Here is a 16,724-nt window from a genome sequence, read left to right on the forward strand (position 1 = left end):
TAGGAGTATGGCTATTTATGAAGCTTGTGTTGGTAACTATATTGAGGCAATAGAAGCTGAAAAGCGTGGCGCTAATAGAATAGAGTTATGTGATAACTTAATGCAGGATGGTACTACACCAAGCTATGGTACTATAAAGCTTGCAGTTGAAAAAACTAATATACCAGTGATGGTTATAATAAGGCCTAGAGGTGGAAATTTTGAATACTCTTCTGATGAAGTTGAAATTATGAAGGAAGATATTAAAGTATGTAAAAAACTAGGAGCTCATGGAGTAGTAATAGGTGCTTTAAAGGAAAAAGAGATAGATTTAGAAACTATAGAAGCTTTGCTAGAAGAATGCGAAGGTTTAAGTGTTACATTCCATATGGCATTTGATGAAATAGATGATAAATATAAAGCTATTGATAAATTGGCTGAGTTAGGAATAAATAGAATTCTTACAAAGGGTGGAAAAGCAAATGCTATAGAAGGTAAAGATGAATTAAAGGCATTTTCAGAGTATGCAAATGGAAGAATTTCAATAATGCCAGGTAAAAGTGTTACTAAAGAAAATAGAGATTATCTTTTAGAATATACAAATACAGTAGAGATTCATGGTAGTAAAGTAGTTTAATTAAAGAAATAGAGGTGCTTTAATATGAGTATATATGAAGAATCATTAAAATTTCACGAAGAATTAAGAGGAAAATTTGAAGTAGTTTCAAGAGCTAAGGTAGATAATGAAAAAGATTTAAGCTTAGCTTATACTCCAGGTGTTGCAGAACCTTGTAGAGAAATTGCAAAGGATCCAAACAATGCTTATATCTATACAAGAAAATGTAATACAGTTGCTGTAATTTCAGATGGTACAGCTGTTTTAGGTCTTGGCGATATTGGACCATTAGCTTCTTTACCAGTAATGGAAGGAAAAAGTATACTATTTAAAAACTTTGCAGATGTAGATGCATTTCCAATAGTTTTAAACACTAAAGATACTGATGAAATAGTAGAAACAGTATCTAGAATTGCTGGGTCTTTAGGTGGAATAAACTTAGAAGACATATCTGCTCCAAGATGTTTTGAAATAGAAAGAAGACTTAAAGAAAAGTTAGATATTCCAGTATTTCATGATGATCAACACGGAACTGCTATAGTAGTTTTAGCAGGAGTAATGAATGCTTTAAAGATAATTAAGAAAGAACCTTCAGATTTAAAGGTAGTAATGAGTGGAGCTGGAGCAGCAGGAGTTGCTATAGCAAAGCTTTTATTAAGCTTTGGAGTAAAGAATATAGTTATGTTCAATAAAGAAGGCATTATAGAGAGAAATAAAGAGTACACTGATCCATCTTTAGTTGAGATTTCTAAAATAACTAATCCTAACAATGAAAGTGGTACTTTAGCTGATTCAATTAAAGGAGCAGACGTATTTGTAGGGGTATCTGCACCAAATCTTCTTTCAACTGAAATGGTAAGCACAATGAATAAAGATGCTATAATATTTGCCATGGCAAATCCAGTACCAGAAATATTCCCAGAGGATGCTAAAAAAGGTGGAGCTAGAATAATAGGAACTGGAAGATCAGACTTTCCTAACCAAGTTAATAATGTGCTTGCATTCCCAGGTATATTTAGAGGAGCGCTTGATGTAAGAGCAAGTGATATAAATGAAGAAATGAAGTTAGCGGCTGCACATGCTATAGCTAATGAAGTTTCAGAAGAAGAATTAAGTGAGGATTATATACTTCCAAAAGCACTTAATAAGAATGTAGCAAAAGCTGTTGCAGAAGCAGTAAAGCAAGCAGCAATTGATAGTGGTGTTGCTAGAATAAAATAATAAAGATAAGTAAATTAATAGTGAACTAGATAATTTAACGATGAAATAATAACTAGTAAAGAGATTGTATCTAATTATTTATATAATAAGAATACAATCTCTTTAAATATATATTTTTATTTATTATTCCTTATAAATATTTTTTTCTTTCCAGCCTAAATCAAAAGGTATGTTATTAGAATTAATAGTGGTAGAGTTTACTAATGGATAGTTTTTAGAATCATATCCACAAACCACCCCTTTATGATCAACAAAGTTGAACTTTTTATAAGATACTATGTCACCAATATTAAGGTTATCTGTAATAACAAAATTTTTATTAAAAGATTTAGAAAATTCTAAATGACTTCCATTTAGATTATAAGCATAATTATTAGAGGTATTATTTAAAAAGTCTAAGTAGTAGTCTTTTTCAATTTCAAAGCTATTATCTATTTTATTAAGAGAGAGTATATGAATTAAGTTTACATTAAATGTATTTACAGTGTTATCATCGTAGTAAACATAATTAAATTCACAATTTTCATCAGCTTTGAAAGTAATCATATCACCAGTATCTCTTAAATCCTTTATTGTAACACTAGAGGTTATAGAAGTGAATATTATACCACGTTCAATAGCCCAATCTCTTAAGTAAGATATACGTTTGAGTTCATTATTAAATGAATAGGTACTATTAGTATGAGTTAAGTTATAAAACATAGATAAATCATGTACCTCACCAGTTAAAAATGCATTATTTCTTTTTGAAAATAAATCTGAAATATATTCTGTAGCCTTTAATTCAAGAGAAATAGTATTTTTGTTAAAACTACCTACATCAAATGTTTCATCTTCTAAACCATAATTATTTGAACTTAAATTGCTTGTTTTAGAAATATTAAGAGCAAAAAGAAAGAAAAGAGTAATAATAAAAATACTATAAGCTATAAAATATAAAAAATTTTTAAGATGTGTTGAGAAATACTTATCATTATTAAAAAATTTCATTTTTATACCTTCTTTAAGTGAGATTCTAAATCTTTGATTTAGTTAATCGAAGTTAAGTGAAAGTCCAAATTTTAATTTGGTAACTTGAACTTACTCTGTAAGAGTACTCCTACGAATGCATATGAGTAGTGAGTTTCCTTAACTGAAAATCCAAATCTATGATTTGGTAATTTGAAGTTACTCCTACAAATGTATATGAGTAGTGAGTTTCCTTAACTGAAAATCCAAATCTATGATTTGGTAATTTGAAGTTACTCCTACGAATGTATATGAGTAGCGAGTTTCCTTAACTGAAAATCCAAATCTATGATTTGGTAATTTGAAGTTACTCCTACGAATGTATATGAGTAGCGAGTTTCCTTAACTGAAAATCCAAATCTATGATTTGGTAATTTGAAGTTACTCCTACGAATGTATATGAGTAGCGAGTTTCCTTAACTGAAAATCCAAATCTATGATTTGGTAATTTGAAGTTACTCCTACGAATGTATATGAGTAGCGAGTTTCCTTATAAAAATCAAATAATATTTATTATATTTCCCTTAAGTATTGAGTATATACTCAATGTAAAGGTAAAATTAATATTAACAGGAAAAATAAATCAGTACATTTTAAGTATATTTTGGGATAGGGTTGATTTATGAATAAAGTAGACAAAAACATATTATTAATTATTATGTTTATAGTCTAAGATACTATATTTACACTATGTAGATGTATTAATAAAGTAAAATTAGTTAAAGTATGATAATTATAAATTAATATAAAGAGGTGTATGGCGAGATGATTAGATTTGGAATTGTAGGAACAAATAATATAACAACTTGGTTTTTAGATGGAGCAAGTTTAGTAAAAGATTTTAAACTAACAGCAGTTTACTCAAGAACAGAAGAAAAAGCAAAAGAGTTCGCCAATAGATATGGCGTACAAAATACATTTACTAGTCTTGAAGAGATGGCGAAAAGTGATTTAATAGATGCTGTATATATTGCATCACCTAATAGGCTACATGCAGAGCAAGCTATATTATTTATGAATAATGGAAAGCATGTATTAGGAGAAAAAGCATTTGCTTCAAATACAAAAGAAGTTAATAAAATGATAGAAGCTGCTAAGAAGAATAATGTAGTGCTAATGGAAGCAATGAAAACTACGCTTATGCCAAATTTTAAGGTTGCCATGGAGAATATTCACAAGATAGGTAAAGTAAGAAGATACTTCGCAAGCTTTTGTCAATACTCATCAAGATACGATAAGTATAAAGAAGGAATAGTATTAAATGCATTTAATCCAGAATTATCAAATGGAGCGTTAATGGATATTGGGGTATATACTATAGCGCCTATGGTAGCTCTTTTTGGAAGACCAAATGAAATAAAGGCAAGTAGTTATATGCTTGAATCAGGAGCAGATGGAGAGGGAACAATAATATTTAAGTATGATGATAAGGAGGCTTCAGTAATATATTCTAAAATATCTAATTCACATCTTCCTACAGAAATCCAGGGGGAAGAGGGGACTATGATAATAGATAGAATAAATACAATGGGCTCTGTTAAGATTATATATAGAGATGGGAATGTTGAAGATTTAACTCAATATCAAGAAGAACATAATATGTGCTATGAAATTGAAGAATTTATTAATATAATACAAAGTGGAGAAAAAGAATCAAAGATTAATTCTTTAGAATTCTCTAAAAATGTAATGGAAATAATGGATGAGGCAAGAAGACAGATTGGTCTTGTATATCCAGCAGACAGAAATTAGTTTACTATGAAAAACTGAAGAGTTGACTAATTCAAGGTGAAAGGTTTAGATTTCGCTAAAAGGGAAAAGTCTGCTTCGTAAAAGAAGAAATGTTACTGTGTAAGGAAAAAGGAGAAAAGAAAATGGCTTTAAATATAATTGATATTGCTAAGTTGGCTGGGGTTTCAAAATCAACAGTATCTAGATATCTTAATAGTGGATATGTTAGTGAAGAATCTAGAAGCAAGATACAGAAAGTACTTGATGAAACTGGGTTTCAACCACAGAGACATGCTAAGAGCATGAGAACTAAGAAGACAAATTTAATAGGAGTTATAGTTCCTAAAATTAGTTCTGAAACAATAGCAAGAGTTGTTGAAGGAATGACAGATATATTTTCTCCTAAAGGATATGATGTTCTTATTGCTAACACAAATTTATCTATAGAAAAAGAAATTGAATATCTAAACATATTTAAAAATAATAATGTCGATGGAATTATATTTATAGCAACGAAGGTGACAGATGCTCATATTAAGGTAATGAATGATGTTCAAGTTCCGATTGTAGTAGTAGGTCAAGAAATTAATGGTTATCCATCAGTTTACCATGATGATTATAATGCTGCAAAAGATAGTGTAAAGTATATTATAGATAAAGGTCATAAAAATATAGGCTTTGTTGGAGTATATAAAGAAGATATATCAGTTGGACATTATAGAACAAAAGGATATATTGATGGAATTATAGATTCAGGAATAAAGGTAAACGAAAATTATATAAAGGTTGGAGAGTTTTCATCTGAAAGTGGATATAATCTTGCTAAAGAAATAATGGAAAATGATAAAGATGTTACTGCAATTTTAGCAGTTACTGATAATATTGCAGTTGGGGTAATAGAGTATTTAAGAGAAAATAATTATAGAGTACCTGAAGATGTTGTGGTAATGGGAATGGGAGACTCTAGAATATCAAAAGTAATAACGCCTAAATTAACAACAATTCACTTTCATTATAAAACTTCAGGAAGAAAAAGTGCTGAAATAATATGCGAAATTCTAGGAAATGGAATAAACTCCTCAAAAAACTTGTATAAAAATATTAAACTTAACTATGGACTTATAGAAAGAGACAGTATATAATAACCTTATGAAAAGGTTATTATTTTCTTATGCATGGGAACGTTCCCTTTAAATGAGGAATATAAATATTATCAAAAAAACATATTAAGTATATTTAAGATAGTATTTTCTTATGCAAAATGTGGGAACGTTCCCTGGTGTAGTGGAATATGAAGAAGCTAAGCAGGGAAAATATTAAAAAGACTTTTTAAAGTAGAGTATGGGATTTTAAATAAATGAAATTACACTGTAAGTATACACATACGGATATATATGAATAGTGTGTTTCATAGCTTTTAAATTACAAGGAGGAAGTAAAGATGGGATCAAATAAGTATTTTGATTGTGCCAATAAAATATTACAGTTTATTGGTGGTAATGAAAACGTTGCTAGTGCAGCACACTGCGCAACAAGATTAAGATTAGTTGTAAAAGATGAGAGCTTAATTAACAAAGAGGAAATCGAGAATTTAGACTTAGTAAAAGGTGCTTTTATGAATGGAGGACAATTCCAAGTAATAATAGGGCAAGGCATAGTAAATAAAGTTTATGCTGAGTTTGCAAATATTACAGGAATTAAAGAGATGAGCACAGCTGACGTAAAGGCAGAAGGTGCTAAGAAGCTAAATCCATTACAAAGATTAGCAAAAGTATTATCAGATATATTTGTTCCAATTATACCAGCTATAGTTGCGGCAGGACTTTTAATGGGATTATTAGGGCTTGCAGGTAAGTTTGGATTAGAACAATATTCTAATACTTGGTGGTGGATGATGCTTGATTGGTTTAGTTCAGCAGCATTTAACTTCTTACCTATATTAGTTGCAATTAGTGCAGCAAAGGTATTTGGATGTAATCCATACTTAGCAGCAACAGTTGGTGGAATAATGATTCACCCTGCACTTCAAAATGCATGGACTCAAGGTACTGGTTATGAAACTATTAAAGTTTTAGGCTTAATTGATATGCCTTTACTTGGATATCAAGGAACAGTATTACCTATATTAATAGTTATTTTTGTAATGTCTTATATAGAAAAAGGAACTAGAAAAATTGTTCCAGAATTACTTGATATATTATTAACTCCATTAATAACTGTTTTAGTTACAGGATTCTTAGCATTAGCAGTTATAGGGCCAGCAGCTAACTTTATCGGTGCGGGAATTAGTACGTTCTTAACATTTGCAATAGATAAGTTAGGAATAATTGCAGGGCTTTTATTCGGAGGAGCTTATTCATCAATAGTTATTACTGGAATTCACCATAGTTTCCACGCTGTAGAGCTTAGTGTTTTAGCTGAAACAGGAGTTAATACATTACTACCAATTTGGTCAATGGCAAACGTTGCTCAAGGGGGAGCGTGTTTCGCAGCATTCTTATTAACAAAGAATAAAAAGATGAAGGCTATTGCATTACCATCAGCTATAAGTACATTATTTGGTATAACTGAAGCTGCTATCTTTGGGGTTAACTTAAGATACAAGACTCCGTTTATAGGGGCAGCAATAGGTGGTGCAATTGGTGGAGCTTATGTTGTAGCAATGAAAGTTGGAATGACTGCAGTTGGTGTTACAGGTATACCAGGTATGGCAATAACAGCTTCAGGATCAACGCTTCACTATATAATAGGATTAGTTATTGCAGTAGGTGTTGCATTTGTAGCTACTATGTTTATGGGAATTAAAGAAGAAGCTTAGTAAATCAATAATTATTAATTAGAAATTAATAATTAAATGTTATGAAGAGAAGAAATTGTCTTAGGACAATTTCTTCTTTTTGTATTAATATATTAGGCTATACGTTTAGCAAATTAAAATGAATAATATATAGCTAGTAATTATTGTTTTGATAAGAAATATAATAAATTTTAACCTGAATATTAATTATAATTAAATAATATAGAACAAATATAGACATATAAGAATACCATATTAACTAAAGGAAGTGTTAATTATATGTCTTTGGAAGTAGTTGGATGTTATAGGGAGTTAAGCTCAATAAAAGAGGAATGTAAAACATATTTATCTTATCATGCTGTCTTAATAATGAGTGATGGAAGTACTTGTGATGGAATTATTGAAGGTGTGGATGATGATAGTGATGAAATCATAGTGTTAGTTGGAGAAGATGTAGTAATTGATGATGGAGATAATATGAGTCGTCAACAACCTATGGGATATAAAGGCCCTAATAGATATAGAAGATTTAGAAGAAGAAAATTTCCAATCAATAGAATAAACAGATTGGATTTATTGAGGTATCCGTTTATTTATCCAGTATATCCATATCCGTACCCATATCCATTTTTCCCTTATTAATGTATTATTATAAGAAATATTATAATTTTGACTTACTAAGCTACTCTTTTGGAGTAGCTTTTTTACTTTACGTTTAGATACATGTAATAAGATATGTAATATAATAAATTATGAGGCTATTGATAACAATGTAAAAAAAGTAAAATGAATACAAGAAGTTACTATTAAATAATAAAAAATAGTATAAAATAAATATATTGATTTACCGTAGAAAAATATGGTATTATTTACATGTGAAAATTAAATAGGCAAATCTAGGGAAATCTAGAGACGCAAAGCTATAGGGACTAAGGTTATTTTAACTATGTCAGCCAGTTGCCAAAGGGTACATTATACTTTTTGTTTTATAAGGTTAGTAAATTTATATATTTTGAACTAATATTTATTTTTTAGTGAGTATTTTTACTTATAAAGAATCAATATAAAGGCTACTATATAAATATTATTACTTATGATTATTAAGCTACTCTTTTGGAGTAGCTTTTTTTAATGTACTCCTCTGGGAATAAAAATTATTTCAAGGGGGAAATGCAAATGTTAAAAAGAAAGTTATCTACGATTATCTTGGCAGCAACGATAACAAATATGATTTCTACTCCTATTAATGTTTTAGCAGACACGCTAAATAATGCAAGGATAGAAGTTGCACAAGATGAAAAAACATTAGGGGGACAAGCTACCATAACAAAGTTCAGCTTACAAAGTAGCCAATACTTAGAAAGCTATAATGAAGTATTTAAAATGGATAACTCTAACATCAAATCTATAAGTAATAATGGGGGGAAATATTCAGGAAGTACTATTGATAAAGCAATAGATGGAAACCTTCAAACACATTGGGAAACAGGAAAGCCTAATAGTTCAACTTTTACAAATGAAGTAGTGATAACATTTGAGGAAGTTGAAACTTTAAATAGGATTGTTTATGCAGCAAGAAGAGATGCTGGAGGAAAAGGTTTTGCTCAAGAGGTAGAAATTTATTCATCACGTACAGAAAATGAAGATGATTTCGAGTTAGTTGCAAGTGGTGAATATTCGGGCTCTAGTAGTGATATTGTACAAATAAAGTTTGAGGCAACAGAATTTAAAAGAGTAAAATTTGTATTTAAGAAAGCTGCAAATAGTTGGGCAAGTGCATCAGAATTTATGTTTTATAAAGAAGATAACATAATAGATAAAATGAATAATATATTCACTAATGAATCGAAGAATGAGTTAAGTGAAGAGTTTAATACACTAGAAAAACTAGAGGCTTTTGATGTAGAGGCAAGTACACATCCATTATATAATGAAATAGCAGAGGATATTAATAATGCTAGAATAATATTAGAAGGAAAGAAGTTGGAATTTACAGAGGCTAAGGTAGCTAATTTTAAATCATTTAATGATGAAAGATTAGATAATTATGATGAATTATTTAAAGTGCCTTTAGAAAAAATTACAAGTATAACAACTAATGGTGGGCATTATGCTTCTAATGTCATAGCAAGAGCTATGGATGGAGATGTAAATACAAATTGGCATTCTGGAAAACAAAATTCATCTAGCCATACAAATGAAGTGATAATAACTTTAGATGAGTTAACAACAATAGACAGAATAATGTATACAAGCCTAGTTTCTAGAGGTTTTGCACAGGAATTTGAGATATATGGATCTAGAACATCAGAAGGAGATACTTTTGAAAAAATATCAGAAGGATCTACTAGTATTACAACTAAAGATACCTTACAGATAAAGTTTAAAGAAACAGAAGTAAGAAGAATAAAATTTGTATATAAAAAGGGATATGAAAATTGGGCTTTAGCTTCTGAATTTGGTTTATATATGCCAGATGAGTTGGACCAAAAAATAGACATATTGTTTGTAGATGAAAATATGAATGAAGTTAATCCTGAATTTGGAACAATTGCTGCTATTGATAGTTTAATAGAAGAAGCTGAATGTCATCCATTTGAAGCGGAATATATTGAAAAGTTAAATCTGGCTAAAGAGTTAGTTGAATTTGGACAAATTCAAAGTGGCACGGCTAATGTATCTAAATTTCAACCTTTTTATACAGATTATATAAATGAATATGATGATGTATTTAGAGTTCAAAATTTAAGCATAAGTAACAATGGGGGGCAATATTCTAGTTCTGCAATAAAGTATGCAATAGATGAAGATGCAAATACTCACTGGGAAACTGGAAATCCAAATAGTAATACTTTTAAAAATGAAGTTATATTAACATTAGAAGAAGCGGAGATGATAAGTAGATTAACTTATAAATCCAGAGTTAGTGGTAAAGGATTTGCGGAGCAGTTTAGTATATATATATCACCAGTTGCTTCAGGGGATAACTTTCAAAAAGTAACAGAAGGTAGTTATACAGTAACTACTGATATGTTAGAAATACAATTTGAGGCTACTAAGGCTAAAAGAGTAAAGTTTGTATTTGATAAAGCTCATGAAGGTTGGGCATCAATTTCAGATATAAGATTATATAAAGAAGATTTAGTATCTAAAAAAATGAAAACACTATTTACAAATGGGTTAATGGATACTGTTTCAGATGAGTTTAATACTATAGAAAAGTTAGTAGAGTTTGAAAATGAGGTTAGTGAGCATCCACTAGCACCTGTGTATTTAAAAGATATACAAATGGCTAAAGAAAGTGTAAGTGGTGAGTTGCAAACTATTAAAACTGTTGTTGCAGAGCAGTATGGAGATAGAAATGCACATGCAAATAATAATCTAAAGTTTGGGTTTGGTAATAATAATCAACCTACTGGGATATTTGCTATGGCAGGAGAAACAATAACAGTATATGTTGATGCAGAACCAGGGCAACCATTACCACAATTGATGTTTTCACAACAGGAAGGAAGTTTTGCTAGCTGGGGAAGAACTGTAAGTTTACATGTAGGTAAAAATGTGATAACTGTACCAGCTGTTAGTCAAAATGATGGATGGTATAGACATGATGTAACTCCAGGAGGAGCTGTATATATAGTTAATCCATATACAGAAGAACAACAAAGTAAAGCACCTGTTATAAGATTTGCATCAGGTTGTGAACAATTTCCTATGATGGATAAAAACACTGATGAGCAAGAATTCTTAGAGCTTTTAAAAGATTATAAAGCAAGACTTGATGCAGACAAAGCAGAAAATCCAAATGTTATGGATAGAAAAATGATAGATGTTGCAGAAATAGTTTCAGACCATCTTGTATTTACAGGAACTGCAACAGGGGCATATGAAGCTTATATAAATCAAGAATTTGGTCCAATGAATACTGTAAATATGTATGATGATCATATGGATATGATATTTGAATATTTGGGAATGGACGGAAGTAGTATAAATAATGATATTAAGTATACTAGGGAGAATATAAGATTAGCGCAACCATTTGGATATATGTATGCAGCTGGAGGTCATATAGGTGTTCAAGGTGACGTAATGGTATCTATGTTAACTAGTGTAGGTGGATGGGGTGTTGACCATGAAATGGGCCATAAACTTGATATAGGGGTAAGAACTATAGGTGAAGTTACAAATAATATGATACCTCAAAATTCATCTTACTATTATAATAAACCAAATAAAAGAATACCTTTTGAAAGTCATGTTTTCAAGAATGTTATAGCAACGGATAATAACAGCTATTACGCAGGTGGATATTTTGAAAACTTAGCAGTATTCTGGCAATTAGAAATGATATATCCAGGATATTGGGGAAAAGTAAATGCTCAATATAGAGAAAATAACGTAATTTTAGATTCTGAAAATGCAGCAAATGATAAATTAAATCAGCTAGCAAAATACTCTAGTATAGCTTTAGAATTAGATTTAAGTGAGCATTTCGAAAGACATGGATTCTGGGTTTCTGATGAGACAAAAGAATTATTAAGTAAATATCCAAAGCCAGATATAAAAACTTGGTATGCTAATTATGATTATATAGAGTATGAAGGTGAAGGATTTAATGGTAATCCAGAATTAAATGTTAATGTTCTTGATGAAAATGGAAATGTAAAATTATCATTTAATGTTAATGAAAATTCAAAAAATGATGTGTTAGGTTACGAAATATTTAAAGATGGTGAGTTAATAGGATTTACTTCAACTAATAGTTTCGTGGATACAGAATCAAATGTAGGGGAATCAGTAAATTATACTGTTATACCTTACGATAAGAAATTAAATACTGGGAAGGAAGTAGTAGTAAACTCTTTAACTCCAAGTTTAAGTGTACAACAAGAATCAATAAGTATAAAACTTAGAGAAGAATTTGAGCCAATAAATTTAGTTAAAGCATTAAATTACAATGGAGAAGATATAACTTCAAATATAGTTATAAATGGGGAAGTAAATGTAAATAAAAAAGGAATTTATCAATTAGAATATACTATTGATGATAATGGCGTAGTTGTCACAAAGACAGTAAATGTTGAAGTTGTAAGTGATTATGATTATCTATCAGATACAGCTTGGACAAGCATTACAACTCAGTATGGAACTCCAAGAAGAAATTCTAACATAAAGGGAAGAGTAAATGGAGAAATAAAAACTTTTGATAAAGGGTTTGGAATACATGCAAATGGTAAGATAACTTATGATTTATCAAATGTAGATTATGATAACTTTGAAGCATTAGTTGGAATTGATATGAGCATAGCCTCTCAAAGTAACTCAAGTGTAGTATTTAAGGTTATTGGTGATGGTGAAGTTCTAGTTAGTACAGATGTAATAAAACATGCAGATAATATGGTTGCTATAAATGTTCCGATTAAGGGTATTCAAGAGTTAGTTATAGAAGTTAATGATGGAGGAAATGGTAATACTTCTGACCATGCAGTAATAGGGAATCCAAAGCTAACTACTAATAACGCTAAACCTTCTTTAAGTGTTATAGATAAGACTTATAAATTAGGAGAAACAGTAGATTTTAATGAAGGTATAACTGCCATTGATATTGAAGATGGAGATTTAACTGCAAGCATAGAAATAATTTCAAACAACTTTGAAGAAAATAAAGCTGGAAGATTTGAAGTTACTTATAGAGTTACTGATAGTGATAATAACATGGTTGAAAAAACTTCATATGTAACAGTGTATGAGGAGTTTGAAGTTGTAAAATCTAAGTATGGACAATTCAATAATTTAGAAGCATATAATGAAAAGTTTAAAATATCAGTAGTTTCAGTATCTAATAATGGTGGGAACTATGGAAGTAGTGGAATTAGTTATGCTATAGATAATAACGTTAATACCCATTGGGAAACTGGTAAGCCAAATAGTTCTACATTTAAAAATGAAGTTATATTTGATTTAGGTGAACTTGCTGAAATTGATAAAATTGCTTATAAAGCAAGAAGTGGTGGAAAAGGCTTCGCTACAAAATTTGAAATTTATGTTTCAACAGAAGCAGAAGGAAATGACTTTGTTTTAGCTGGTATAGGTTCATATACTGGTAGCAGAAATGATGTTATTGAAATAGATATAGCTAAAACAGAAGTTAGAAGAGTTAAATTTAAGTTTGTTGAAGCTTATGATTCATGGGCAAGTATTGGAGAGATGTCATTCTATAAAACTGATGAATTAGCAGATAAAATAGCTAATGAATTATTTGTGGATGAAAGTAAAACTGCTGTAATGGAAAACTATAACACATTAGAAAAGTTAGAAGCTTTAAGAAATGAAGTTTCAAACCATCCAGCATCAAGTTTATTCCAAGAAGATTTAAATAAGGCTGAAGAACTTATAAGGGCTAGCTTCCCAGTATTAAATATACCAAAATCAGTATCAACTAAATTAGGACAAGTTATAGAATTAGATGAAGAATATTCTGCAACTGATATTGAAGATGGTGATTTAACTTCAAGTATTGAAGTTAGTGGAAATGTTAACTTTAATAAAGCAGGTAAATATCCTATAACTTATAAAGTAACTGATAGTGATGGAAATACTGTAGAAGCTACAAGAACAATTGCAGTTGTAGATATGAATGATTATTCTTATCTAACAGATTATGAGTGGAAGTCAACTTCAAATAGCTATACTGCTCCTAAAAAGGATATTTCAATAAGTGGAAGAGCATTGAGATTAACAGATGAGAATGGTAAAGAAGTAGCTTATGAAAGAGGTATAGGTGCTCACTCAACATCTACAATAATTTATGACTTAACTGATAAGAATTACGATTATTTCACTTCATATGTTGGAGTAGACAGACAAATGTATAATACGGTTGGTTCAGTAAGCTTTGAAGTTTATGTAGATGGAGAAAAGAAGTTTGATTCAGGATTAATGAATTCTAAAGATATACAAAAGTTTGTTGAAGTAGATATAAATGGAGCTAAAGAGTTAAAGCTTGTTGTAACTGATGGCGGAAATGGAAATGGTTCAGACCATGCTACATGGGGAGATGCAAAGTTGCATTATGCAAACAATGAAGCTGTTGAAGTTAATAGAGCAGAGTTAGATGCTTTATTAGAAATAATAAATGAATTAGATATAAATGCTTATTCAGGAGAAAGTTTTACAAATCTTCAAGTTTTATTAGAAGAGGTAAAAATAAGTTTAGCAGATGGATATAATCAAGTGGAAATAGACTATTTATATTCAAAATTGAATGAAGTATATGAAGCTTTAGTAAAGCTATCAGACTTACAAGCTGCAATTAATGAGGTGGCTTTAATAGATAAGGAACTTTATACAGAAGAAACTGTAGCTGTTCTTGAAAAAGTTCTAGAAAGAGCAAATACTATGTTAGTTGATAAATCTATAAAACAAGAAGCAGTAGACTCTATGGTAAAAGAAATATATTCTGCAATAGATAATTTAGAAATGAATGTTGATTTAAATGAAGTAATTAATGTACCAGATAGAATTTTAAGAGATGCTATTAAAGAAACTTTAGAATTAACATCAAATACAATAACTATAGGTGATATGTACAGATTAACTTCATTAAATGGTGAAGGGTTAATGATTAGCAGTTTAGAAGGCTTACAATATGCTAAAAATTTAGAAACATTAAATTTAAATTATAATGAAATACAAGATTTATCACAATTAAGTAGTTTGAGAAAACTAACAGATATTAGTGTTATAGAACAATATATAGCTGTAGGTATGGCATATGTTACTGATGGAAAGGTGACAATAGATGAGGAAGTTATAGATATAACTGGTGAAAAAATGATGCCTAAGAAAGTTTTGATTGCAAATGTAGAAGGATCAAAGACAATTGATGCAATATCAGTGATAGAGGACAATAAAATTTCTATAGATAAAGGTCTTTTATATAGTGGAGTAAATAGTGTATCTTTAATATACCAAAGCTTAGATGGAAAATATGAAGCAACTACTATATATATGCTAACGAACTAAAGATGATTTTATTTAGTTAATAATATTTTTATACTATAAAGAGAGCTTATTAAAAGAGATAAGCTCTCTTTTAATAATAGTAGATTATTTTTAGATGCATATAAATTAATAGTAAATATATTTTTATATATAATTAATGGTAATAAGAGGTAAGAAAAGAGGTATAAATTAAGAAAGATATTTGATGATAGGGGTTAATAGTTTATATTAAAAATGTATAGTGAGAAGAGTTGGATGATTAATTAAAAAATATAGACTAAGTGTATAGAAAAGTATATAATTATTTTATAGAAGTAAATGTAAATATGTTTATTGATATATTTTTTTACGAATATAGGGGAACGTTCCCATGTTTGTATAGGAGGAGAGAAAATGAAAAAAGTAATTTCAATAGGTGAAGCATTAATAGATTTTATACCACATGAAAAAGGTGTTGCATTAAAGGATGTGTCTAACTTTTTAAGAGTAGCAGGGGGAGCTCCTCTTAATGTTGCAGCAGCAGTATCAAAACTAGGTGGAAGCTCTGTTATGTTAACTAAGCTTGGAGTAGATGGTTTTGGAGATCACATATTAGAAGAAATTAAGCCTTTAGGAGTAGATACTTCAAGGATTTTAAGAACTAAAGAAGCAAATACAGCATTAGCATTTGTATCATTAAAAGAAGATGGAGAAAGAGATTTTTCATTTTATAGGAACCCTAGTGCAGATATGTTATTAAATAAAGATGAAATAGATGAAGAGACATTTAAAGATGGAGGAATACTTCATTTTTGTTCAGTAAGTTTAATTAATGCTCCAATAAAGGAAGCTCATAGAAAGGCGATTGAATTTGCAAAGAAGAACAAATGTATAATAAGTTTTGATCCTAATGTTAGATTACCATTATGGGAAACGCCAGAGTTATGCAGAGAAGCAATATTAGAATTCCTTCCATATGCAAATATAGTAAAGATAAGTGATGAGGAATTAGAATTTATAACTGGAATTAAGGATGAAAAGAAAGCATTAGAATTCCTATTACAAGGTGATGTTAAAGTAATAATTTATACAAAGGGTACTAATGGAGCAGAGTTTATTACTGGGAATACTACTGTATTTTCACCTTCATTTAAAGTAGTTGCTCAAGATACTACAGGTGCAGGAGATTCATTTATAGGTTCATTCTTATACCAAGTTGCAGATGAAGAATATTCATTAGAAGAACTAGTAAACCTAGATGAAGAAAAAATTAAAGCTATATTAACATTCTCGAATGCTACAGCTGCATTAACCGTATGTAAAAGAGGTGCTATAGGTGCATTACCAACTAAGGAAGAAGTTTTAGCGATGATACAAGGGAGATAA

Annotated in this window: 9 protein-coding genes and 1 riboswitch; of the genes, 8 read left to right on the plus strand and 1 reads right to left on the minus strand. The window is 29.7% G+C overall.

Going from position 1 to position 16,724, the window contains the following annotated elements:
- Positions 1 to 7: 7 nt before the first annotated feature.
- Positions 8 to 616, plus strand: coding sequence for a copper homeostasis protein CutC (locus H8S10_RS07655; RefSeq protein WP_055264362.1), 609 nt, complete (start codon positions 8 to 10; stop codon positions 614 to 616).
- A 24-nt stretch (positions 617 to 640) separates the two neighbouring features.
- Positions 641 to 1,816: a malic enzyme-like NAD(P)-binding protein gene (locus H8S10_RS07660; RefSeq protein ID WP_186838481.1), complete on the plus strand. Its 1,176-nt coding sequence runs from the start codon at positions 641 to 643 to the stop codon at positions 1,814 to 1,816.
- Positions 1,817 to 1,939: 123 nt separating this feature from the next.
- Here the strand turns inward: H8S10_RS07660 and H8S10_RS07665 are convergent, their stop codons facing one another.
- A complete protein-coding gene (locus H8S10_RS07665; RefSeq protein ID WP_186838482.1) occupies positions 1,940 to 2,806 on the minus strand; it encodes an amidase domain-containing protein in 867 nt (288 codons plus the stop codon).
- A gap of 783 nt (positions 2,807 to 3,589) precedes the next feature.
- Between H8S10_RS07665 and H8S10_RS07670 the strand changes: the two genes are divergently transcribed.
- The 6 genes from H8S10_RS07670 (at position 3,590) to H8S10_RS07695 (ending at position 16,724) form a co-directional block, all read left to right on the plus strand.
- On the plus strand, positions 3,590 to 4,576 hold the full coding sequence (locus H8S10_RS07670; protein WP_186838483.1) for a Gfo/Idh/MocA family oxidoreductase: 987 nt from the start codon (positions 3,590 to 3,592) through the stop codon (positions 4,574 to 4,576).
- A gap of 122 nt (positions 4,577 to 4,698) precedes the next feature.
- Positions 4,699 to 5,697 (plus strand): LacI family DNA-binding transcriptional regulator, encoded by a 999-nt coding sequence (locus H8S10_RS07675; protein ID WP_186838484.1) that lies wholly within the window; start codon positions 4,699 to 4,701, stop codon positions 5,695 to 5,697.
- Between the two features lie 299 nt (positions 5,698 to 5,996).
- Positions 5,997 to 7,373, plus strand: coding sequence for a sucrose-specific PTS transporter subunit IIBC (locus H8S10_RS07680; RefSeq protein ID WP_186838485.1), 1,377 nt, complete (start codon positions 5,997 to 5,999; stop codon positions 7,371 to 7,373).
- A 258-nt stretch (positions 7,374 to 7,631) separates the two neighbouring features.
- Positions 7,632 to 7,994 carry a hypothetical protein gene (locus tag H8S10_RS07685; RefSeq protein ID WP_055264350.1) on the plus strand — a complete coding sequence of 121 codons (363 nt, stop codon included), beginning with the start codon at positions 7,632 to 7,634 and terminating at the stop codon, positions 7,992 to 7,994.
- Positions 7,995 to 8,231: 237 nt separating this feature from the next.
- Positions 8,232 to 8,317, plus strand: a riboswitch (cyclic di-GMP riboswitch).
- 211 nt (positions 8,318 to 8,528) lie between these two features.
- Positions 8,529 to 15,380, plus strand: a complete 6,852-nt coding sequence (locus H8S10_RS07690; protein ID WP_186838486.1) for an NPCBM/NEW2 domain-containing protein — start codon at positions 8,529 to 8,531, stop codon at positions 15,378 to 15,380.
- A gap of 372 nt (positions 15,381 to 15,752) precedes the next feature.
- On the plus strand, positions 15,753 to 16,724 hold the full coding sequence (locus tag H8S10_RS07695) for a carbohydrate kinase (RefSeq protein ID WP_055264346.1): 972 nt from the start codon (positions 15,753 to 15,755) through the stop codon (positions 16,722 to 16,724).

Source organism: Clostridium sp. NSJ-49 (genome assembly GCF_014287725.1).
GTDB classification, from domain to species: domain Bacteria; phylum Bacillota; class Clostridia; order Clostridiales; family Clostridiaceae; genus Clostridium; species Clostridium disporicum_B.